This is a genomic window from Acinetobacter sp. YH12112 (genome assembly GCF_013418945.1).
GTDB classification, from domain to species: Bacteria; Pseudomonadota; Gammaproteobacteria; order Pseudomonadales; family Moraxellaceae; genus Acinetobacter; species Acinetobacter indicus.
Genome location: NZ_VPBA01000014.1, coordinates 16,408 through 39,094, shown reverse-complemented (window position 1 = coordinate 39,094; position 22,687 = coordinate 16,408). Strand labels below are relative to the sequence as shown.

The 22,687-nt window shown below is 47.9% G+C and carries 16 protein-coding genes and 1 tRNA gene; 10 read left to right on the top strand and 7 right to left on the bottom strand.

What is annotated here, in order from left to right; genetic code table 11:
* Positions 1-38 precede the first annotated feature (38 nt).
* Positions 39-1,313, bottom strand: a complete 1,275-nt coding sequence (locus FTU50_RS07125) for a GAF domain-containing sensor histidine kinase (protein WP_168383318.1) — start codon at positions 1,311-1,313, stop codon at positions 39-41.
* A 781-nt stretch (positions 1,314-2,094) separates the two neighbouring features.
* On the opposite strand from FTU50_RS07125, the gene FTU50_RS07120 reads away from it, so the two are divergent.
* Entirely contained in the window at positions 2,095-4,332 is a 2,238-nt protein-coding gene (locus FTU50_RS07120; RefSeq protein ID WP_180054963.1) for an NADP-dependent isocitrate dehydrogenase, read from the top strand.
* 532 nt (positions 4,333-4,864) lie between these two features.
* Here FTU50_RS07120 and FTU50_RS07115 read toward each other — a convergent pair.
* Positions 4,865-4,951: transfer RNA gene (locus FTU50_RS07115), tRNA-Leu, on the bottom strand.
* A gap of 179 nt (positions 4,952-5,130) precedes the next feature.
* On the opposite strand from FTU50_RS07115, the gene queA reads away from it, so the two are divergent.
* The 8 genes from queA (at position 5,131) to secF (ending at position 13,440) form a co-directional block, all read left to right on the top strand.
* Positions 5,131-6,168 (top strand): tRNA preQ1(34) S-adenosylmethionine ribosyltransferase-isomerase QueA, encoded by a 1,038-nt coding sequence (gene queA / locus FTU50_RS07110; RefSeq protein ID WP_168382661.1) that lies wholly within the window; start codon positions 5,131-5,133, stop codon positions 6,166-6,168.
* Positions 6,169-6,179: 11 nt separating this feature from the next.
* Positions 6,180-7,205: a hypothetical protein gene (locus FTU50_RS07105; RefSeq protein WP_168394115.1), complete on the top strand. Its 1,026-nt coding sequence runs from the start codon at positions 6,180-6,182 to the stop codon at positions 7,203-7,205.
* 22 nt (positions 7,206-7,227) lie between these two features.
* Positions 7,228-7,794: a LemA family protein gene (locus FTU50_RS07100; protein WP_104500079.1), complete on the top strand. Its 567-nt coding sequence runs from the start codon at positions 7,228-7,230 to the stop codon at positions 7,792-7,794.
* Positions 7,795-7,980: 186 nt separating this feature from the next.
* On the top strand, positions 7,981-8,805 hold the full coding sequence (locus FTU50_RS07095) for a DUF4303 domain-containing protein (protein WP_180054961.1): 825 nt from the start codon (positions 7,981-7,983) through the stop codon (positions 8,803-8,805).
* Positions 8,806-8,942: 137 nt separating this feature from the next.
* Positions 8,943-10,073: a tRNA guanosine(34) transglycosylase Tgt gene (tgt, locus tag FTU50_RS07090; RefSeq protein WP_045796613.1), complete on the top strand. Its 1,131-nt coding sequence runs from the start codon at positions 8,943-8,945 to the stop codon at positions 10,071-10,073.
* A gap of 102 nt (positions 10,074-10,175) precedes the next feature.
* Entirely contained in the window at positions 10,176-10,505 is a 330-nt protein-coding gene (gene yajC / locus FTU50_RS07085) for a preprotein translocase subunit YajC (RefSeq protein WP_005180065.1), read from the top strand.
* Between the two features lie 53 nt (positions 10,506-10,558).
* Positions 10,559-12,460, top strand: coding sequence for a protein translocase subunit SecD (gene secD / locus FTU50_RS07080; protein ID WP_016658621.1), 1,902 nt, complete (start codon positions 10,559-10,561; stop codon positions 12,458-12,460).
* Between the two features lie 8 nt (positions 12,461-12,468).
* Positions 12,469-13,440, top strand: a complete 972-nt coding sequence (gene secF, locus FTU50_RS07075) for a protein translocase subunit SecF (protein WP_171065090.1) — start codon at positions 12,469-12,471, stop codon at positions 13,438-13,440.
* Between the two features lie 48 nt (positions 13,441-13,488).
* Here the strand turns inward: secF and FTU50_RS07070 are convergent, their stop codons facing one another.
* The 5 genes from FTU50_RS07070 to cysM form a co-directional block, all read right to left on the bottom strand.
* Positions 13,489-14,133: a 4'-phosphopantetheinyl transferase superfamily protein gene (locus FTU50_RS07070; protein ID WP_127799670.1), complete on the bottom strand. Its 645-nt coding sequence runs from the start codon at positions 14,131-14,133 to the stop codon at positions 13,489-13,491.
* Positions 14,134-14,208: 75 nt separating this feature from the next.
* Positions 14,209-16,515, bottom strand: coding sequence for a bifunctional (p)ppGpp synthetase/guanosine-3',5'-bis(diphosphate) 3'-pyrophosphohydrolase (locus FTU50_RS07065; protein WP_045796610.1), 2,307 nt, complete (start codon positions 16,513-16,515; stop codon positions 14,209-14,211).
* A 31-nt stretch (positions 16,516-16,546) separates the two neighbouring features.
* Entirely contained in the window at positions 16,547-17,938 is a 1,392-nt protein-coding gene (gene rlmD, locus FTU50_RS07060; RefSeq protein WP_180054958.1) for a 23S rRNA (uracil(1939)-C(5))-methyltransferase RlmD, read from the bottom strand.
* 6 nt (positions 17,939-17,944) lie between these two features.
* The gene (locus tag FTU50_RS07055) at positions 17,945-18,766 is read right to left on the bottom strand and encodes a 3'-5' exonuclease (RefSeq protein ID WP_005180079.1); all 822 of its coding nucleotides are present in this window, start codon (positions 18,764-18,766) and stop codon (positions 17,945-17,947) included.
* Positions 18,767-18,792: 26 nt separating this feature from the next.
* On the bottom strand, positions 18,793-19,722 hold the full coding sequence (gene cysM, locus FTU50_RS07050) for a cysteine synthase CysM (RefSeq protein ID WP_005180080.1): 930 nt from the start codon (positions 19,720-19,722) through the stop codon (positions 18,793-18,795).
* Positions 19,723-19,876: 154 nt separating this feature from the next.
* On the opposite strand from cysM, the gene FTU50_RS07045 reads away from it, so the two are divergent.
* A complete protein-coding gene (locus FTU50_RS07045; protein ID WP_180054957.1) occupies positions 19,877-22,687 on the top strand; it encodes an ATP-binding protein in 2,811 nt (936 codons plus the stop codon).

Genomic DNA, 22,687 nt, shown 5'->3' with positions numbered 1-22,687 from the left:
CAGGAGTCTGGCTAGAGGGGAAAAGAAAATTGCGTTTTCTACATTTTTACTTTTTCGAACTGTATATCCTCCGGCATTAAAGCCTGATGCGCGCTGGTGGCCTGCGGCAAGGTCACAATAAAGGTGGTTCCTTCGCCTTCATTGGATTCCACCACAATTTCACCTTTGTTCAGGTCGACAAAACGTTTACACAGTACCAGGCCCAGACCGGTACCTTTTTCACCCGCCGTACCTTTACTACTGGCCGTGACCGCAGCCTGGAACAGCTGATCCATTTGCGACTGGCTCATGCCCAGGCCGGTATCCTGAATATAGATGTGTACGCCATCGTCTGCCTGTTCGGCGCGTAAAGTCACCTTGCCGGTACCATCTGTCGGGGTGAATTTTAGCGCATTCGACACCAGGTTCTGGATAACCGAAGTAATCATATTAATGTCGGCATAGACTTTAATATCATCATCAATCTGGTTAATCAGCTGAATATTCTTTTTCACCGCCAGACTGTTCAGGACATCGCAGACAATTTTCGACGACTGTTGCAGCTTGAAGTTAATTGGATGATAGATAAAGCGGCCGCCTTCTGCCATAGCCCAGTTCAACAAGCTTTCCAGCAGGTTATAGGTCGATTGCGCAGTATCATATAAATAGTCGGCAATATTTTGCACACTGGAATCATCCAGCGTTTCGCGTTCTTGCGCCAGAACTTCGGAAAAACCGAGCAGGCCATGAAACGGCGCTCTCAAGTCATGCGCAATAATCTGGAAAAACTTGGTTTTACTAAAATTCAGCGCGGCCTGCTGCTCATACATTTCTTTTAGTTCAGCATGCTCGGCTTTTAACTCCAGATAATTCACCAGGTTAGTGGCCAGATCACTGAGAATTTCAATCGCCTGTAGCGAAAAAGGCTGCTCGTTCTGGTCGAAAAACAGGATTTGTCCAATCGAACGACCATCGGACATTTTCAGATCAAAGGCCATAAAGCGTTTTGCTTCTACGCCTAAAGAGCCAATACGCTCAACCAGTTGTATATAGTGAGGATGCTCGGTATGAATGCAGTCCTGACCATCAAACAGTTCGACAATCTGGATATGATCGGGTGCAATAAAGGCTTTAAAACAGTCCTGATGAGCATACCATAAATAGGGTTCGCCCTCGAAGGCCAGTGCGGAACGCTCTACCCCTAAAATTTTACGGGCAGATGATAAAAAACGCTCAATCTGATTGGTGGCAGTAAATACCCCCAATAACAGAGACAACCTGCATGAACTCAGCTGTTCAGTTTCTGAACCTATTTCAAGCAACTGCAACTTCATATCTGCCTCATCCGAGATCCATTCTTATAGAATATTTAGGCCATTTTTAAAGCTGATTGCTCAGCCCGGTTAACAAACTTTAACAGAGAATATAACACCAAACCCAAAAGAATAAACCAAGCTCCTTCATTAATTTGTAACCTGAAAAAATTTTAAAAAAAGGTATATTTTCATTAAATTTATTAAATAAATTCACTACTTTTTGTTTATCTCTTTTTAAACAGCAAGCTACTTTAACTGATTTTGGTTAAAAATAAATTGGCACATTTTCATACACTTTTTCAGTGTTATGTTAGGTATGATTTCTGTAAATTCATCGGATTTTTAAGGGAATTTCCTGGTTAATTTTCACCGGATAATGGGTTCACCACGTTACTTTAGTTTTACATATTCTGTTCATGTTTTTGGACGATAATATATCCGCCTGATCAGTGAATCGTCATCAAATTATCAATCTGTCTTATTGGTATTGAAAAAATCAGGTTAATCATTCAAATCTGATTAACAGATGTGCTGGATGGAATGATCGAGCTTGAGGGAAAAAGACGGTTTTTTTTAGTATTTTTCTTCCCCAAACAGGTAAGTGTGGATTCAAATCAGGCACAAATATCACGAATTAAAATGCATCATTTTTCAGCGAAATGTCGTTATCACGGATATTACGTTGACTGAAAAGGCTTGAGGGTCGATACTCTCAAGGTTTTACTTAAGCAAACCGGTTCGCAGGGGCTGATTCATCACTTTCACCCCCTCAAAACTCAATCAACGCAAGGGGCTATATATGGCTGGTGGAAAGTCAACCATCATTTACACACTGACTGACGAGGCGCCATTACTGGCGACTTATTCGCTGCTGCCGATTATTGAGACCTTTACTAAGCCGGCCGGCGTAGAGATCGTTAAAAGTGACATCTCCGTGGCCGCACGCGTGCTCGCAGAATTTTCTGACTACCTCACCGACGAGCAAAAGGTCACTGACAACCTCGCAGAGCTAGGTCGTCTTACACAAGATCCAGATACGAACATCATTAAACTTCCAAACATCAGTGCTTCTGTTGCTCAGTTGACTGCATGTATCAAAGAACTTCAGTCTAAAGGCTATGCGATTCCTGACTACCCTGAAAATCCGACCACTGAGGAAGAAAAGGTAATCAAGACCCGTTATGGCAAATGCCTGGGCTCTGCAGTAAACCCGGTATTACGTGAAGGTAACTCTGACCGTCGCGCACCAACTGCAGTAAAGAACTACGCGAAGAAAAACCCGCACTCAATGAGCGAGTGGAAACAGTGGTCACAAACTCACGTTTCTCACATGGACGAAGGCGACTTCTACCATGGCGAAAAGTCCATGACTTTAGACCGCGCGCGTAACGTGAAAATGGAACTCATCACTCAATCTGGTGAAACCATTGTTCTGAAGCCAAAAGTTGCGCTGCAAGACGGTGAAATCATCGACTCGATGTTCATGAGCAAAAAAGCGCTTTGCGACTTCTATGAAAAAGAATTGGATGACTGTAAAGAAGCCGGCATCCTGTTCTCTTTACACGTAAAAGCGACCATGATGAAAGTTTCACACCCGATCGTATTCGGTCACTGTGTGAAAATTTACTACAAAGATGCTTTCGAAAAACATGGCAAACTGTTCGACGAGTTAGGCATTAATGTCAATAATGGTATGGCCGGTCTTTACGAGAAGATCGAAACCCTGCCAACTTCTTTACGTGAAGAAATCATCGAAGACCTGCACGCGTGTCAAGAACACCGTCCTGCACTTGCAATGGTGGATTCTGCAAAAGGCATCACCAACTTCCATTCTCCAAACGACGTCATTGTAGATGCTTCTATGCCTGCAATGATTCGTGGTGGTGGTAAAATGTGGGGTGCTGACGGCAAGCCTTACGACTGTAAAGCAGTAATGCCAGAATCGACTTTCGCGCGTATTTACCAGGAAATGATCAACTTCTGTAAATGGAATGGTAACTTCGACCCACGTACCATGGGTACTGTGCCTAACGTTGGTCTGATGGCGCAAAAAGCGGAAGAATACGGTTCTCACGACAAGACTTTCGAAATTCCTGAAGCGGGTGTTGCCAACATCACGGATCTGGAAACAGGTGAAGTGTTGATGTCCCAAAACGTGGAAGAAGGCGACATCTGGCGTATGTGTCAGGTGAAAGACGCACCAATCCGCGACTGGGTGAAACTGGCTGTTACACGTGCACGTAACTCTGGTATGCCAGCCATCTTCTGGTTAGACCCGTACCGTCCACACGAAAATGAACTGATCAAGAAAGTACAAAAATATCTGAAAGATCACGATACAGACGGTTTAGACATCCAGATCATGTCACAAGTCCGTGCAATGCGTTATACGCTTGAGCGCGTTGCTCGTGGCCTGGATACCATTTCTGTAACCGGTAACATCTTACGTGACTACCTGACTGACCTGTTCCCAATTATGGAACTGGGTACATCTGCGAAAATGCTGTCAATCGTGCCGTTAATGGCTGGTGGCGGTATGTACGAAACAGGTGCCGGTGGTTCTGCGCCAAAACACGTACAACAGCTGGTTGAAGAAAACCACTTACGTTGGGATTCTTTAGGTGAGTTCCTGGCACTGGCGGTATCTCTAGAAGAGCTTGGCATTAAAGAAGACAACGCGAAAGCGAAACTTCTGGCGAAGACTTTAGATGCTGCAACAGGCAAACTGCTGGACAACGACAAATCTCCATCACGTCGTACTGGCGAGCTGGACAACCGTGGCAGCCACTTCTACCTGGCAAAATTCTGGGCAGAAGAACTTGCTGCACAAGACGAAGATGCTGAACTGAAAGCGAAATTTGCTCCACTTGCACAAGCTTTAGCTGCAAATGAAGAGAAAATCGTGGCTGAACTTGCAGAAGTTCAAGGTAAGTCAGTAGATATCGGCGGTTACTACGCGGTAGATCAAGCGAAAGTGAATGCCGTGATGCGTCCAAGCAAAACCTTGAATGCAACGCTGGCTTCATTACAAGCTTAAATTGAATTTGACTGACCTTTGTTAGTCAACTCATAAAAAAACCGGTGCTAAGGCGCCGGTTTTTTTATCTCACTACTCATTACAAGCTGAACCAATACCTATTTTCCCTCTTTAAATATTTCATGCGTACGTACGTGAACTCATTGGTATTCAATAACCTACAATAGAAATTACAATTTTAAATTATGCTTATTACTCGTTTTGAACAAGCACCTGTTATATGCAAAAAATTGAAATTAATATTGGCAAAAGCAAACAAGTATCTGTCACCATGGACTACGCAGAATATCTTCAACTAAAAGAGGACTCACATCAAACAGGGAAAACACATCGACAAATTTTCCTAGAGTCTTACCGGCTATGGAGGAAACTTAAAATATGCAATCAGGATTGATCAAAATACTCGATTAGTCATTTATTTTTTGATTGTAAATACAGTATCGAATAACAAAGCGATATGAGATAGCTATCCATAAATTTGAGGCAATAAAAAACCCCAAGTCTGAATATGCTTGGGGTTCTTTAAAATCTGTGGTCCCGAGGGTCGGACTCGAACCGACACGTCATCTCTGACAGCGGATTTTGAGTCCGCCGCGTCTACCAATTTCACCACCTCGGGAAGGTGTTGATGCGTATAATAAACTGTTTCACCCGCTTGTCAACGCTCGCCTCCCATATTTGTTTAAAAATAAATCAACCCGATTTTTTTTGTCTTATAATTAGGCAATTTCAGCGATAAAACCAAAAAACGCATATACTACGCCCAATCCTGTTATTGTTTTGCGCATTTATTTAACCATGCAACTTTCTGATTTTAATTTCGACCTCCCTGATGAACTGATTGCCCGTTACCCGCTGGAACAGCGCAGCGCCTCACGCCTGCTGCATGTCAATGCCGAAGGTCAGTATCAAGATCATCAATTTACCGATCTTGTCGATTTACTTGAAGCTGGTGATGTGCTGGTCTTAAATGACACCAAAGTCATGAAAGCCCGCCTGAAAGGTAAACGTGCTACCGGTGGCGCTGTGGAAGTGCTGGTTGAACGCATGCAAGATCAGTTTATTGCGCATTGTCATATTAAAGCCAGCAATTCACCAAAAGCTGGTGCTGAACTCTTCATTGGTCCAGATGAAGTGAAAGTCACGGTACAAGGCCGGCATGAGAACCTGTTTATTGTCGAGTTTTCCCAGCCCATTCTAGAGGTGCTGGATCGCTACGGCGCCCTGCCCATTCCGCCGTACTTTAACCGTGAAGCAGAAGCGATTGATACCGAACGCTATCAAACCGTATTTAATGATCCGACCAAACTGGCCAGTGTTGCCGCCCCGACTGCCAGCCTGCATTTTGATGCCGAACTGCTGGCCAAGCTTGAAGCCAAAGGCATTCAAAAAACCTTTGTAACCTTGCACGTCGGTGCTGGAACCTTCCTGCCGGTACGCACCACTGATATTGAAAACCATATCATGCACAGCGAATGGTGTGATGTACCAGCCGCCGCTGTGGAGATGATCCAGCAGGCCAAAGCACGTGGCAATAAAGTCATTTCAGTTGGAACCACGGCCACCCGTGCAGTCGAAAGTGCAGCACAGGCACACGGCGGCACACTGGCGGCCTGGACCGGTGATACCCAGATTTTCATTTATCCGGGCTATAAATTTAAAGTGGTGGATCGCCTGATCACCAACTTCCACTTGCCTGAATCAACCCTGCTGATGCTGGTGTCGGCCCTATCGAGTCGTGAAAATATCATGCGTGCGTATCAACATGCAGTCGCGCAGCGTTACCGCTTCTTCAGTTATGGCGATGCCATGCTGATTGATCAGGCCCACAGCTAGAGCACTGCCCCATGCCAATCGAGAATATTCAGCACAGCATCCATATTCGCCGCAAGAAGAATCAGCTGGTGTGGAATAATCTCGCCCGGCTCTGGGAGATTGGTGCCCAGGCCAAATCTCAGCAGGAACTGCTCGACCGGCTGCATCCCTGGAATGCCCCGATCAGCCTGCGTTTTGAAAACAAGCTGCCAATTTTGCTTGGCATCATCGGCCTGATACTGATCCTGCTGTTTTGGCTGGCCCCGGCGCACTGGGCCTTGCAGCTGTGTCTGCTGCTCGGTGGTCTGCTGATCTTTGGTGCGTTTCTCTGTTATGAATCCAGCCGCCCAATCACCAATGCCATTCAGGAACTGGAGCAACAGGCACTGGCGCTCAAGTATCAGCTGGCCTTTAACAGCATTCCCCGGCATGAACAGGTCATTTTCCAGCCGGTCCGTTTTATAGCGCAAATCAAGCAGCTGTTTCCGCTGTTCCAGCAAGGCAATCTCAGCAATGACATTCGCCGCTATGCCCTGACCCACTGGCAGGATGAACAGGGCCAGACCCATCAGGTGATGCTGTTTGAATATCGCTATGTCTCTGAAATTCAGGTCCAAGACCAGAATGGCAACAAAATGCGGCTTAAAGAAATTGAAAAATTCCTGTGGGGTGCCATTGTCTTTGGGGTCGAGTTACAGGGACTGGCCCTCAGCTCGCAGCGCAAAAGCTTTGCCTACCCCTATACCCAGCCGTGGCATACCAGTGATATTCAGATTAACCGGCAGTTAAACATCTATGGCACCGATACCCACCAGATGGCCCGGCAGCTGACCCCGGCGGTGGTACTGAAACTGGCCAATTTCCTGAACGCGCAGCCCGGCGATCTGCTGTTTCATCCTGAACAGAAAATCCTGTGCTATGTAGGTAGCCAGAACCTGTTTCAGGCCAGCAGCAACTATAAAACCATTCAGGATATTTCGGCTTTACGTGGACATCTGCGTACATTTAAATTACCGTATCTAGAACAATTACAACGCCATTTGCTGCAGCTTTTATAAATTTGGACGTGGGGAGATTTCTATGGGATTGATGATTTTTCTGGCTATTATTCTGGCCGTGCTGATTATCGGGATTCTGATTCGCAACAATATTGTGCGTTATCACAATGCCAGTATTCGTGCCTGGGCCGATGTCACCAGTTACGAACGCCAGAAAGTCAAAATTCTGGAACAGCTGATTCCAGTGGTGGAGCAATATTCCAGTTTTGAACAGGGCACGCTGGCCAAAGTGACTGAACTGCGCCAGAACGTATTAAACCTGAAACTGGACAGTACCGACAGCGCCCAGCTGCAACATATTGAGCGTTTGAGTAAAGAGCTGCTGCACAGCCTAAACGTGGTGGTCGAGAACTATCCTGAGCTGAAAGCCAATGACATCTATTTAAAAATGATGCACGAAATTGAAGAACAGAATGAAAATGTCGGTGCCGCAATTACTATTTTTAACCGCAATGTCGAGCTGTTTAATAACCAGATTCAGATTTTCCCAAACAACATCATTAACACCTTAACTTTGGGCAAAAAAGCCATTCGCCCGTTCCGTGATCCAAGCATGCAGCAAGGCTTTGAGTATCGCCCGAATTTTTAAAACCAAGATGACCTCTTGATTCAATGTCAAACCGCCTGTCATGATTACAGCGAGATTTCTCCCACGCAGATGACATCCGGTTGACATTTGGCTGTGCTTTGTCACAATCAGAACACTGAGCAAAATATCAATAACAGCTCAGGCATTACCACAGCATGATTAAAAATAAAAAAGTTAGTCCCGACCATGTTAGAACATCTGCAGAGCTTTCAAGCGGCGCTCATTCACGAGTTTTTTCAACTCTATGAGCAGTATGAACAGGACCATATTTATGCCTGCGCCCTGGTGCTGAATGAATATCTGGGTTTTGAATATCTGGCCATTTCCACCCGGCGCAGCCTGTTTAGCGAGCAGGAAGATCCGGCCCAGTACCTGTCAGACCATGACAAATGGTCAGTCCAGAAATGGCGCTATCGCAGCCAGCCACATCAGCAGCATTTGAATCAGTTTAAACGCCTGTTCACAGACTATTTCCAGAAGCGCCATATCTTTGGGCATCCACTGGCTCAGCAGCGTGACTCCGCGCAACAAAACCATCTACAGGTTTTACTAAATGTGTTTCAGCAGGCCCGGCAGGCCTTGTCGAATGCCTATGGACTGGACCTGAGTTCAATGGTGTTTTTCATGCAGGTGGCCAAACAGCCACAAATGGCAGCGGACTCTGCGCGGCAACTGAATGCGCCTGGCCCCTTACTGGAAGAATTTCTGGCCCATCAACAGCGCCCTGCTCTGCTGGATGCTTCATCCCATCCACCAGCGATAAAATTACAGCAGATTGATAAAGACCTGCTGATTGATCTGGCGCAGCTGCTGGAAATTGAACCTTATGATTACCTGGAAATAGCCCACGCCGCCTATTTGCTGACGCTAGAACCGGGCTTTATTGACAGCAATCTGTATATCCAGCGTCTGATTCACTCGATTGCTGCCATGGACAGTAATGAACAGGGCCTGTTTGCCCTCCCGAAAGATGAAATCCAGCAACGGATTCAGCAATTTTATGCCATGTAATTGCCATGATTTTCCTCCACAATATTTGCCCAAGAAAACGCATCAAAACTAGCAATTCACGGCAGAATCTAGGAAAATGATGAACTTTTAGCGCAAACAATCAGCGAACTGTTTTTTCGCCTTGATTTGGAACCTGTATGAAGTTTGAAAAATTAGGCCAATCGGGTCGCGCCCGTCGTGGTCGTTTAACTCTTGAACATGGTGTGGTGGAAACCCCTGTGTTTATGCCTGTCGGCACCTATGGCACCGTTAAGGGTATGCTCCCGCGTGATATTGAAGACATTCAAGCACAAATTATTTTAGGCAACACCTTCCATCTGTATTTGCGTCCGGGTCTGGATGTCATTAAAGAACATGGTGGCCTGCACGAATTCATGAAATGGGACAAGCCGATTCTGACCGATTCTGGCGGTTTCCAGGTCTTTAGTCTGGGCGCCATGCGCAAGATTAAAGAAGAAGGCGTGACTTTCCGTTCACCGATTGACGGCTCCAAAGTATTCCTTTCTCCAGAAATTTCCATGGAAATCCAGAAGGTCCTGAACTCGGACATCGTCATGATTTTTGATGAATGTACGCCGTATCCAGCGACCCATGAAGAAGCACAAAAGTCCTTACAGCTGTCATTACGCTGGGCCAAACGCTGTAAAGAACATCATCACAATGTCCTTGAAAATAAAAATGCCCTGTTCGGGATTATTCAGGGCGGGATGTATGAAGATTTACGTGATGAGTCTTTAAATGGTCTGCTAGAAGTCGGTTTTGATGGTTATGCCATTGGCGGTCTGTCAGTCGGTGAACCAAAAGAAGAAATGATCAAGGTACTGGATTATCTGCCGAACAAAATGCCGGAAGATAAACCACGTTACCTGATGGGTGTCGGCAAACCGGAAGATATCGTGGAAGGGATTCGCCGCGGGGTGGATATGTTTGACTGTGTAATGCCAACCCGTAATGCCCGTAATGGTCATTATTTTGTGACCGATGGGCTGGTACGGATTCGTAACAGTAAATACCGTCATGACCAGAGCCCGCTTGATCCGCACTGTGACTGCTATACCTGCAAGAACTTTACCCGCGCCTACCTGTTCCATCTGGAAAAATGCGGCGAGATGCTCGGTTCAATGCTCGGCACCATCCACAACCTGCGTTATTACCAACGCTTTACCCAAGATATCCGTAATGCCTTGGACAATGGCACTTTTGATGACTTTGTACAGGACTTTTATGCTCGTCGCGGTCTGGATGTGCCGCCTTGTCCGCAAGATTAATCTTTTCAGTATTTGCGCTGAAGAAAAAGACAGGGTAAATTGCAGAACAAGTCAATTTATTATCAATGTTATTGATTCCAGTTTTTAGTTTAGGAAAATGAAATGAGCCTTTTTATTTCTACTGCTCACGCAGCAGGTGAAGCTGCACAACAACCAAGCATGGTTGCTAACCTTTTGATGATTGCAGTTTTTATTGCAATTTTCTACTTCCTGATTTGGCGCCCGCAATCAAAACGTGCCAAAGAACACCGTGCCCTGATCGACAGCCTGGGCGTAGGCAGTGAAGTGGTGTTTGCTGGTGGCCTGATGGGTAAAATCACCAAACTTGAAGGTGATTTTGCAGTGGTTGAACTGAACCGCGGCGTAGAAGTAAAAATTCAGCGTGCCAGTGTGATTTCAGTTCTGCCTGAAGGCACATTAAACAACCTTTAATCAAAAATTAGTCGTGCGCCCGCACGACTTTTTCATTTTAAGAAGAAAATTAAATGCGTTACCCAGCATGGAAATATCTACTCATCCTCGTAGTTCTTGTGGTGAGTACATTATATGCCCTGCCAAGTTTGTATCCAGATGAACCTGCGGTTCAGATTTCTGGGGCCAAAGCCGGTACCCAAATTGACCAAAGCATCGTACAAAAAGCAGAGCAAATTCTAAAATCAGAAAATATTGCCAGCCATGACAACAGCTTTACCAATAACGCAGCCCTGTTGCGTCTGGACTCAAGCGAAGCACAGCTTAAAGCCAAAGATGCATTACGTCAGGGCTTGGGTGATGATTATGTCGTGGCACTTAACCTGGCGCCAACCACTCCAGAATGGCTACAGAAAATTGGCGCCAAGCCAATGAAACTGGGTCTGGACTTGCGTGGTGGTGTTCACTTCCTGCTGGAAGTGGATATGGACAAGGCCATCAGCCAGCGCATGGAGACCTCTGCGACTGACCTGCGTCGCCAACTGCGCGACAACAAACTGAAATTCAACAGCCTGTCTTTGAATAACAACACCATTACCGTGCAGTTCGCCAACAATGACGACCGCTCAGCCGTAATGGACTTCTTGCGCCGTAACGGCAACGAGTTTAACCAGCAGGCCCTGGCCACCACAGATGGTGCCATGTTGCGCCTGACCTATACCGACACGCGCAAGCAGGAAATTGAATCCTATGCCGTGAACCAGAACTTGACCACGCTGCGTAACCGTATTAACGAGTTAGGTGTGGCCGAAGCACTGGTCCAAACCCAAGGCAGCAACCGTATTGTGGTGGAATTGCCGGGTGTACAGGATACCGCTGAAGCCAAGCGTGTTCTGGGTCGTACTGCGAACCTGGAATTCCGTCTGGTCTCTGATCTGAATGATCAGCATATTGACCCGTATACCGGTCAGCTCAGCAGCCAGACCTTACCACCGGGCACTGAAGCCTTTGCCTTTGAATCGCTCGACAGTGGCCGTCAGTTGCTGCTGAACCGTAGCCGTATTTTAACCGGTGAGCGCGTACAGAATGCATCGAGTGGCTTTAGTCAGGATACTGGCGGTGCCGAGGTAAATATTACCCTCGACTCTGCAGGCGGTAAGCTGATGGCAGACGCGACCCGTAATGCGGTCGGTAAACGTATGGCGGTTCTGTTCATTGAGAACAAGCAGCGCATCAGCTATGTGACCGATCCGGAAACCGGCGTCCAGACTGAAGTGCGTACCCCATATACAGAATCAGTCGTGATTAACGCCGCAACCATTCAGGCGGTATTAGGTTCACAGTTCCGGATTACCGGTCTGGATTCACCGCAAGAAGCGGCTGAACTGGCATTAATGCTACGTGCCGGTGCCCTGGCTGCGCCAATGTACTTCGTTGAAGAACGTGTGATTGGTCCTAGTCTGGGTCAGGAAAATATCGACAAGGGCGTAACCTCGACCCAGATCGGTTTTATTCTGGTTGCGATCTGGATGGTGGTGTTCTTCCGTCTGTTTGGTGTGATTGCCAACTTCGCGCTGGTATTTAACCTAGCGATGATCCTGACAGTGATGTCATGGATTGGTGCTTCTTTAACCTTACCGGGTATTGCCGGTATCGTGATTACCATTGGTATGGCGGTCGATGCCAACGTCCTGATTTGTGAGCGAATACGGGAAGAGATCAAATGGGGGGCCTCACCCAAACAGGCCATCGTAGCCGGTTATGACCGGGCCTATAACACCATTTTCGACTCGAACTTAACCACCTTCCTGGTGGCGTTCATTCTGTTCGCGATTGGTACCGGTCCGATTAAAGGCTTCGCCGTGACCTTAATGATTGGTATTGTCTGCTCGATGTTTACGGCCATTACCGTAACCCGTGCGATTGTACAGATCATTTATGGCAAACGCCGTAACCTGAAAAAGTTGAGCATTTAAGGAGATCGATGATGACTGAGAATACTCAACTGAATCCGAAAAAATACGGCCGTCCGGATGATGAGCGCGTCATTCCGTTTATGAAGATTGCGTTGCCGGCGGCATTGCTTTCGATCATTTTAACCGTGGCCAGCATCTTCTTTATTGCCACCAAAGGCTTAAATCTGGGTCTGGACTTTACCGGCGGTATTGCCGCAGAGCTGAATTACAGCAATCCAGTGAAAGCCAGCGATGTCTCTTCTGCCCTGACACAGGCCGGTTTCCGTGATCCGGTGGTACAGACCCTGGGTTCTGAACGTGACCTGATGGTGCGTATGCCGGTGCAGGACGAGATTGAAGTCGAAGACCTGACCCAGACCATTACCGCCGCGGCACAATTGCCGGGCAACAGCGCCGATGTGACCAAGGTTGATGTGGTCGGCGGTCAGGTCGGTAACGAGCTGTATGTACGTTCTGCAGGTGCCGTAGCACTGGCACTGATCCTGATGCTGATTTATGTCACCATCCGCTTCGAGTTCAAACTGGCGATGGGTGCGGTGTTATCCCTGTTCCACGATATTATCGTGACTGTGGGTATTTTTGCGATGATGCAATGGCCGTTTGACCTGACCGTATTGGCAGCCCTGCTGGCAATTATCGGCTTCTCGCTTAACGATAACATTGTAGTTTCGGACCGTATTCGGGAAAACTTCCGTAAAATTCGGGGCGCTTCGCCGCTGGAAGTGGTCAATATTGCCTTAACCGAAACCTTACGTCGTACCATCCACACCTCGATGACGCTGTTACTGGTGGTGGTGGCGATGATGCTGATGGGCGGTGATGGCCTGAAATGGTTCTCGATTGCCATGTTTGTCGGTGTCTTTGTCGGGACTTATTCTTCGATTTATATTGGTACCGCCTTTGCACTGTGGCGCGGTCTGAACCGTCAAGACTTTATTGTGCAGGTAAAACCGGAATTTGAAGAGGAAGAAATTCCTTAATTATTTTCCTTCCTGTACCCATAAAAGCCCATCTCCGGATGGGCTTTTTTAATGGCGGATCAGTTGCAGCTTGGGAAACTGAAATCCCTTGCAGGAACGTTCAGAACGCCAGGCCACGGTCAGCATACAGCCACCAATCTTCAGATGCTGATAGGCAAATGTACCCAGGCCCTCATGATGACAAAACCCACCTTGCTGATGCGGATGAACCCCGCTATTCAGCTGATTCAGACTCATGCGAATACCCAGCCCTGATGCTTTCAGGACGGCTTCCTTGGTGGTCCAGACCTTAAACCAGTAATCTGTCTCCTGGTCATAAGCCTGCCACAATTCCCATTCAGCCGGATGAAACATGTGCCTGGCCAGACTCTCAAAGCGCACCTTGCGATCCAGATCTTCAACATCCACCCCAACATCTTGCAGCTGCTCGCTATAGGCCAGTGCATAGTGCTGACGGCTGTGACTATGATTCAGGGCCAGCTGCGGATACGCGGGTAAAAATGGCTTGCCATATGCAGTACGGGTAAAATCTTCCGAGCAGATTGGCGCGTTTAAATAGGCCGATAGGCGCTGGTTACGAAAAGCATAAATGGCCTGCTTTTGCTGCTGGATGTGCGCTTTACGCTCCAGCGCCGGCTGCTGCGGTGCAATCTGTGCCAGATGGGCCAATTCTAGAATGATCTGTGCGCTCATGTGTGGACGCATTCCTTGCCTAAACAAAAACCAGCGATCAAGATCACTGGTTTTTTCAAAGATAAGAAAGAAAGTTTAATTGCCCTGTACCAAACGACGTGCGCTGATAATCCCCGGCTGCTGCTCCAAACGTGCCAGCAGACGTGACAGTTGCGCCAGACCTTTGACTTCAATTAACAGCTTCATATTGGCAATACCATCATTTTCGGAAATGGTATTCACCTGACGAATATTAATCTGATCGGAGAAAATCACCTGAGTCAGATCTTTCAGCAGACCACGGCGATCATAGGCTTCCACTACAATCTGCACGCTTTGACCACGGGTTGGCTGCATTTCCCAGTCGGCTTCGACCGCACGTTCTGGCTCCTGGCTGATCATGCGTACATAATCCGGACAGGCCACCTTATGGATACTCACGCCGCGATTCAGGGTAATATAACCAGCAATGGATTCACCATGTACCGGCTGGCAGCACTGGGCAATATGCAGCTCGACGTTATCCAGGCCATCAATCAGAATGCCATGCGCCGACAAGGTATGGCTGGCTCGCGGATTCAGGGTTGGTTTTAATACCAGTTCCGGTTCATCCTGATCCAGATGCATATGCCGGTTAACCTGGTTAATCAGCGCATGCAGGCTGATTTCACCATTGACCAGACCAATCAGAATGTCTTCACCGAGTTTGACATTAAAGTGATTGCAGTAATCATTCAAGTCGATACTTTTCGGGTGAATCGCCAGACGCGACAATTCCTTATTCAGAATATCACGGCCAATTTCCAGATTCTTGCTGCGGTCCTGCTGTCTGAACCAGTGGCGTAACTTGTCACGCGCCCGCGCAGTCTTGATATAACCGAGTGAGTTCACCAGCCAGTCGCGGTTTGGTTCACGGTCTTTCTTGGTCAGAATTTCGACCTGTTCACCGGTTTTTAAGGTATAGGTCAGCGGCACATAACGCTGATTGACCCGCGCGGCATAACACTTGTTACCGACTTCGGTATGTACATGGTAGGCAAAGTCCAGCACGGTCGAGCCACGCGGTAATTCTTTAATATCCCCATCGCGGCTAAACACATAAATCTTTTCAAAATCTTCAAACTCTTGCAGCTGCTCGAAGTTTTCAGTTTCATCATCGGACTTATGCGCACTGGCGTCGTTACGTTCCTGATAATGCTCCAGCACCGCACGCAAAGAATGCAAACGATGATTGAAGGAATGATCGGTGGTTTTGCTGCCTTCTTTATAATTAAAGTGCGAACACACGCCAAGTTCCGCCTCTTCATGCATTTCCATGGTACGGATTTGCACTTCCAGCGACTTGTTTTCAGCAATCACTGCAGTATGCAGCGAGCGATAACCATTGGCTTTTGGATTGGTAATGTAGTCATCAAACTGATGCGGAATATGCCGCCACAGCTGATGTACGATACCGAGCGAGTGATAACATTCCGGAATGGTTTTGACCAGTACCCGCACTGCACGAATGTCATAGAGCTGGTCGAAGCTCAGGTCTTTGCTCTTCATTTTTCGATAAATCGAATAAATGTGTTTAACCCGGCCGGTAATTTCCGACTCAATGCCATGCGCCGCCAGCTCGCTCTTGAGCTTATCAATTACAAACTGGATATATTGCTCACGTTCCAGCCGTTTTTCATTCAGTAAAGACGCAATTTCTTTATACCGGTCCGGCGCCAGATAACGGAAAGCCAGATCTTCCAGCTCCCATTTTAACTGGGCAATACCCAGACGGTGCGCCAGCGGCGAGTAAATGGTCAGAATTTCACGCGCCACCCGTTCCTGACGTTCTTTGGACGCAGTGGTCAGTTCACGTAAGGCATAGGTACGTTCAGCCAGCTTGATCAGCACCACACGCACATCTTCAGTGACTGAAATCAGCATTTTATAAATGCCGGTCAGATGCTCGCGCTGGTTGTTATTGAAGTGATCTTCCAGCCGTTTATTCTTTTCAATCAGCTCGGACAGCTTACCCATCGACAGGGTGCCTTTGACCAGGGTATGTACGCTGTCACCGAAATGCTCACGCACTTCTTCCAGGGTCATCACCCCTTCACGCACACTGCGGTACAGCATGGCAGCCGACAAAGTATCTTCATCGACATGCAAATGCGCCAGAATATCGGCCATTTCAATTCCGGTATACAAGGTATTGGACCGGTGCTTGACTGTCGTTTCCAGCTCTTTTTGTAACGTATAGGTGGCAACTTCTTCGAGTTTTGCTAATGCTGCCCCATCTAAGATGTCACGAACCCGGTCCAGCCATTCTGCCAGATCCTGTCGTGCTTGCTCGGCATGTTCTACAGTCGTTTCCTCAGACAATTCGTTTAATCGTCCAGGAAGTTGTTCACGTACTGTGACCATACCCTACTCCTACCTCTATATACTTCATTTTCTATAAATCGTTTATTGATTTTTCTTGCTCAAATAAGGCAATCGATTCTACATGACCGGTATGGCTAAACATATCCATCACCCCGGCTTTGCTTAAACGATAGCCCTGTTGCACCAGCATCCCCGCATCCCTTGCAAGTGTAGCCGGATTACATGACACATAAACGATTCTTGCCGCACCCAATTTGGGCACATAATGCATGACTTCCTCAGCACCGGAGCGCGGAGGGTCAATCAATAATGCATCAAATCCTTGATTTGCCCAAGAATGATGCGAAAAATCTTTTGTTAAATCTTGTGAAAAAAATTTCACCTGAGTTAACCCGTTCAGCTGGGCATTTTCCGCACCACGATGCACCATTTCATCTGAACCTTCCACGCCAACCACCGTACCGTTTTCGCCGACACAGCGCGCCAAAGGTAAAGAGAAATTGCCTAATCCACAAAACAGATCCAGCACACGCTCACCGGCCTGCAACTGAAGCAAATCACATGCCAGCTTGACCATTTGCGGATTCACGGTGGAATTTACCTGGGTAAAATCCAGCGGATGGAAAGCAAATTTCAGCTCAAATTCCGGCAGTGCATAATGCAGACGCATGGCCTGATCAGGTTGATCTAAACGTTGCACACTGTCTGGTCCCGCAGGCTGCAGATACAGTTGCCATTGTTTCTGTAACGCAAATTTGAGCAGTTGGTTGACATCTGACTCAGATAATTTTTCCGTATGCCGGACCAACAGGGCAATTTCCGTATCACCCATCGCCAATTCTACATGACCAATGTCGGCTTTGCCTTTTAGACTTTGGAGTAGTTGTTTCAGGCGGGTGATTGAACCGAGTTCACGGTCCAGAATCAGACAGCGGTCAATTGAAGTTAGCCGGTTGCTCTGGCGTTCCCGGAAACCGACCACCAGTTTGTCTTTATTCGGGAAATAACGCACTCCAATCCGGGCGCGGCGGCGATAGTCTTCCCGGGTTGAACGTAACGGCGTTAGCCATTCATCCGGCTGAATGCCGGCAAAATGCTGCAGATGCGACTTGAGTACATCCTGTTTTAAACGAATCTGCTCATCTAGTTGGATATGCTGCATATTGCAGCCGCCACAGACACCAAAATGCGGACACGGTGGCTCGACCCGCATCTCGGCAGGTGCAGATAACAGTTCGATACAGTCGGCTTCTTCTAACCGTTTGGTGACATGATGAATCCGTGCTTTGACTGTTTCACCCGGCAAGGCACCCTGAATAAACACCTTCTTGCCGTGTTTATCCTGCGGATGTTCAGGCTGTGAACCATAGTGTGCAATCCCGCGCCCTTCATGGGACAGCGACTCAACCTGAAAGGTATGGATCAGGGGTTGAGCTGGACGAGCGGATGGACGATGTTTCATGAGCACCTAAAGTGTGGAAGATGGGAAGTCTGCAGCAGTAAAGTATGTGGCTTGTGCATTCTGGCGCCAGGCTGCGAGGAACTCGCCATGCTGTGGCAGGCTGGATAAATACTGGATGGTGGTCTGAACCCACAGGCGATGATCATCCAGCTGCAACTGCCCTTTCAGCAAGAGCCAGCGCAGATAGATCAGCCAGGTATTCAGCACATCACCTTCACAATAGCTGGTGAGTTTGAGCCATTCACCGGCGCGGATATATTCCGGCACATGATAACCGGCTTCACCGCGTTTACCCGGAAAACCCAGCAGATGCGCCATATCATCCAGTTTCTGGAAATTCCGGCCATTAAACATGGCCATCACATCCATCAAGTCAATATGCCGCTGATGATAGCGGTTCTGGTAGTTATTATAGCGCTTTTGCGTGTCAATTTCGCCCTGATCAAACAGACTTGGTGCAGACAGGCCATGATACATGGCACGATATAAAATCACCGGCAAATCAAACTGCGAACCGTTCCAGCTCACCAGAGTCGGATGACGCTTGTCAAAAATCGACAGAAATTTTTTCAGGATTTCGGCTTCGGTATACTGTTCCCGGCTAAAAGAAAACAGGGTCATTAAGCCGGTTTCATCAATCCACAGACCGGAAATACAGACAATTTCATGCAGCGGCAAACGCTGAAAATCCATGCCCGATTCCTGACGGCGCAGCTTCATCAGCGCCTGCTCCAGATCTGCCTCAGGCAAATCTAGACCATACAGATGCGCCCCCGACTTCAGGTCGGTCCATGTTTCAATATCAAATACCAACACAGGTAGACGCATAATTTTCTCTACAGCTTGACGGCGGTTTATTCAGGATCTTGAACGGAAAATAAACCGGTTGATAAATAACGGTCACCCCGGTCGCAGATAATGCAGACAATCACCGCATCCGGGTTTTCTTCTGCCAGTTTCAGCGAAGCCCAGACTGCACCACCCGATGACGTTCCGGCACTGATGCCTTCTTTTTGCGCCAGTTTACGCATGGTCCGCTCGGCTTCAATTTGTGGAATATCAATAATCCGGTCGACACGACTACGATCAAAAATGGTCGGTAAATATTCTTCCGGCCAGCGGCGAATACCGGCAATGCTGGAACCATCTGAAGGCTGTAACCCAACAATCTGAATATCCGGATTCATTTCTTTCAGGTATTTGGATACACCCATAATGGTACCGGTGGTCCCCATCGAGCTGACAAAGTGGGTAATTTTACCGCCAGTTTGCTGCCAGATTTCCGGCCCGGTGGTCAGGTAATGCGCTTCGACATTGTCCGGATTACCAAACTGGTTCAGTACCAGACCTTTACCTTCGGCCTGCATTTGCAGGGCCAGATCACGCGCTCCTTCCATGCCCTGTTCTTTGGTCACTTCAATCAGTTCGGCACCATAGGCACGCATGGCATCTTTACGTTCCTGACTCATGTTGTTCGGCATGATCAGCTTCATCTGATAACCACGCATGGCAGCCACCATGGCCAGTGCAATCCCCGTATTTCCGCTGGTGGCTTCAATCAAGGTATCACCCGGTTTGATCTGACCGCGCTTTTCCGCCTGCATAATCATGTTATACGCTGGGCGGTCTTTGACTGAACCTGCCGGATTGTTGCCTTCCAATTTGGCCAACACCGTGGCTTGGGTATGACTTGCAAGACGCTGCAAGCGTACCAATGGCGTTTTGCCCACATAATGATCTAATAGAAATTCATCGGCTTGGAAATCAGGGGTGGTATTACTCATTATTTGCACCTTTCTCTAGGTGCGCATATTGTATGAAAAAAACCACCCGCCTGCACTCTTTTCACCAGCTTTTTCGTGAAAGTGCTTAAAGCACAGTCAGTTTTAAAATAAAGCGTGCTAAACTGCTCGGCAGAACGAATAAACTGCTTTAACCATGTCAAATATCAATAAAAAGTTATTTAAGCGCCTACATTTAAATCATGCTTATGGGCAACTGATTGCCCTGATATTTGTGCCCATTATGGTGCTGGCGGCAGTCGGTGCAGGGCTGGTTCTGACCGAAACCTCGAATGCAGCGCGCGCCCAGCAAAAGCAGATGGCGATTGCGATTTTAACCCGCTATGAAATGCTGTCTGAAGTGGCCTTGCAGCAGCTCAACACCTTTCCCTGGCAATATGAGCAGGCGCGCAGCTATATGCAAAACCTGCTCAATGAAAAGCATTTACTTCGGACTGCCATTATTGATTCCCAAGGCCGTAGCCGCCTGAGTATGGGCTATCAAGATCAGGCCGGCTGGCCCAGTTTTCCGCGCGATGCCGCCTTCTTTGGCCCCATTCAGCATAAAGACAGCCATGTCTATGGTTTACGTATTGATGAAAGCCAGAGCCAGTATGCCTGGCTGCTAATCGAACTAGACAATCAACCCCTGGAAATTGCCCGTTATCGGGTCATGACCGTGCTGATTACCACCGGCCTGCTGACCCTGATGCTTCTGTTGCTGTGTCTAAATTTCTATTCGCGCCGCTGGATTGCGCCAATGTACGAAATCCGTATGCAACTGCAACGCCTGAATGCCGACACGCTAGATCAGCACATGGTAATTAACAGTACCGGCGAGCTGCGTTTATTGCAGCGTGATATTGCCAATGTGGTCAAGCGTCTGCATTTCAGCTTTCTGGAACTAAAAGAACATACCGAACAGACCGAAGATGACTTGCGCCGCACCCTAGATACCTTGGAAGTCCAGAACATTACTTACCGTCAGGCACGTGACCAGGCGATTTCAGCCAACCAGTCCAAATCGGTCTTCCTGGCCAATATCAGCCATGAATTACGTACTCCGCTGAACAGTATTGATGGCTTTATCCATTTATTACTGCGCCAGGGTAATCTCAGCAATGAGCAGAACCTGTATCTACAAACCATTCGCAAATCCTCGGCGCATCTGCTGGCGCTGATTAACGATGTACTGGATTTCTCGAAAATTGATGCCGGCAAACTGGAACTGGAAACCGCACCTTTTGATCTGGAAGAAGCCATTTATGATGTAATGGACATGCTGTCGCCGCTGGCCGCGCAGAAGCAGATTGCGATGGCCTTTTATTATGCTGACAACGTGCCAAAGCATGTGATTGGCGATGCCCTGCGCTTTAAGCAGGTGCTGACCAACCTGATTTCCAATGCCATTAAATTCACCCCGGATGGTGAAATTATTGTACGTGCGCGCATTGAACATGAAGATATCGGTCAGAGCATGATTCATTTTAGCGTGCAGGACAGCGGTATTGGTTTAAGCGGCACCGACCGGAAAAAACTGTTTGAATCCTTCTCGCAAGGCGATGCTTCTGTGACCCGTCAGTTTGGCGGGACCGGTCTGGGTCTGGCGATTTCCAAGCAGCTGGTACATTTAATGCAGGGCCAGATTGGCTTTGAAGACAACCAGGAACGCGCACCGACTGAAAAAGGCTCGACCTTCTGGTTTACTGCCGTATTCAGCATTGATGAAGATGAAATTATTGTGCACCCACGCTTTGCCAACAAGCATGTGGTGTCCTATCTGGCGCATCCGGCAACCGCCAATGTGCTGCGTCACTATCTGGAAAATTATCAGGTCCAGCATACCGAAACCACTTCGATTCTGGACTTATTCAGCCGACTCAATCACCTGTCTACACCGGAAGAAGACACCTGGTTAATTGTCGATCATAGCGGTGACACCGAAGCCTTACTGAAAGAAATTCGCAGCCGCTATCAGGGCAATCTGGCCATTTACGGCTACCAGATGGCGCTTGATCCAAGCATGCTGAATGAATATCGCACCCGCCCGCTGTATCAGCCTTTAAGCCGTGGCGCGCTAATCCAGTTACTAAACAATGAAAATCCGTTTGAAGATACAGGCACCGAAGTCTTTGATGGACAGGGGCTGCATGTGCTGGCGGTAGATGACCACTTGCCAAACCTGATTGTTTTAGAAGCCTTGTTAGGTGAACTGAATGTCACCACCACCAAAGCGCTGAGCGGTCAGGAAGCCCTGAATATCCTGCAAGAGCGGATTGAACAGGATGCCAAACCGTTTGATCTGGTGTTTATGGATATTCAGATGCCGGTGATGTCCGGGATTGATACCACCCGCGCCATCCGCTCGCTGGAGTCCACCCTCGACAAGCATAAACGCCTGCCAATTATCGCCCTGACCGCGCATGCGCTGGCCGATGAAAAACAGAACCTGCTGAAAGTCGGCATGGATGATTACGTCACCAAGCCAATCCAGATTGAACAGATCATCCAGATTCTGACCCACTGGACCACTGAAAACTTTAACAAGGTGCCAGCAGTGGAAAAAGCCGTGGTAATTGAAGCACTCGATCCGCTGGTTCTTGACTGGCAGCAAAGCCTGATGCTGGCCGCCAACAAGGAAGATCTGGCACTGGATCTGCTGCGTATGCTGCTCGACAGCTTTGCCACCGAACTGCATGAAATGCAGCAGCTGATTGGACTGGAAGATTTCCCGCAACTGGAGCATGTGCTGCATCGCCTGTATGGCGCCACCCGTTATGTCGGCACCCCAAGCCTGCAGGAAGCCACCGGTTCTTTTGAGCAGTTTGTTTCGACCTTACGTAAAGAACGCCGTAAAGCCGATGATGCCTTTATTCAGGAAGTGCTAAGACGCTTTGATGAATTACAAGCCGTGATTGCTCAGGTTGAACATGCCGCCGAGCAGATTCTAAACAAGCACACGCAGTAG

Bases quoted from the DNA above. Each gene is read 5' to 3' on its own strand.
- FTU50_RS07065 (WP_045796610.1), bottom strand. From the start codon at position 16,515: ATGGTCACAGTACGTGAACAACTTCCTGGACGATTAAACGAATTGTCT.
- FTU50_RS07100 (WP_104500079.1), top strand. From the start codon at position 7,228: ATGGGATTGATGATTTTTCTGGCTATTATTCTGGCCGTGCTGATTATC.
- secF (WP_171065090.1), top strand. From the start codon at position 12,469: ATGATGACTGAGAATACTCAACTGAATCCGAAAAAATACGGCCGTCCG.
- cysM (WP_005180080.1), bottom strand. From the start codon at position 19,722: ATGAGTAATACCACCCCTGATTTCCAAGCCGATGAATTTCTATTAGAT.
- queA (WP_168382661.1), top strand. From the start codon at position 5,131: ATGCAACTTTCTGATTTTAATTTCGACCTCCCTGATGAACTGATTGCC.
- yajC (WP_005180065.1), top strand. From the start codon at position 10,176: ATGAGCCTTTTTATTTCTACTGCTCACGCAGCAGGTGAAGCTGCACAA.
- FTU50_RS07045 (WP_180054957.1), top strand. From the start codon at position 19,877: ATGTCAAATATCAATAAAAAGTTATTTAAGCGCCTACATTTAAATCAT.
- FTU50_RS07105 (WP_168394115.1), top strand. From the start codon at position 6,180: ATGCCAATCGAGAATATTCAGCACAGCATCCATATTCGCCGCAAGAAG.
- FTU50_RS07125 (WP_168383318.1), bottom strand. From the start codon at position 1,313: ATGAAGTTGCAGTTGCTTGAAATAGGTTCAGAAACTGAACAGCTGAGT.
- FTU50_RS07095 (WP_180054961.1), top strand. From the start codon at position 7,981: ATGTTAGAACATCTGCAGAGCTTTCAAGCGGCGCTCATTCACGAGTTT.
- FTU50_RS07070 (WP_127799670.1), bottom strand. From the start codon at position 14,133: ATGAGCGCACAGATCATTCTAGAATTGGCCCATCTGGCACAGATTGCA.
- FTU50_RS07055 (WP_005180079.1), bottom strand. From the start codon at position 18,766: ATGCGTCTACCTGTGTTGGTATTTGATATTGAAACATGGACCGACCTG.
- tgt (WP_045796613.1), top strand. From the start codon at position 8,943: ATGAAGTTTGAAAAATTAGGCCAATCGGGTCGCGCCCGTCGTGGTCGT.
- rlmD (WP_180054958.1), bottom strand. From the start codon at position 17,938: ATGAAACATCGTCCATCCGCTCGTCCAGCTCAACCCCTGATCCATACC.
- secD (WP_016658621.1), top strand. From the start codon at position 10,559: ATGCGTTACCCAGCATGGAAATATCTACTCATCCTCGTAGTTCTTGTG.
- FTU50_RS07120 (WP_180054963.1), top strand. From the start codon at position 2,095: ATGGCTGGTGGAAAGTCAACCATCATTTACACACTGACTGACGAGGCG.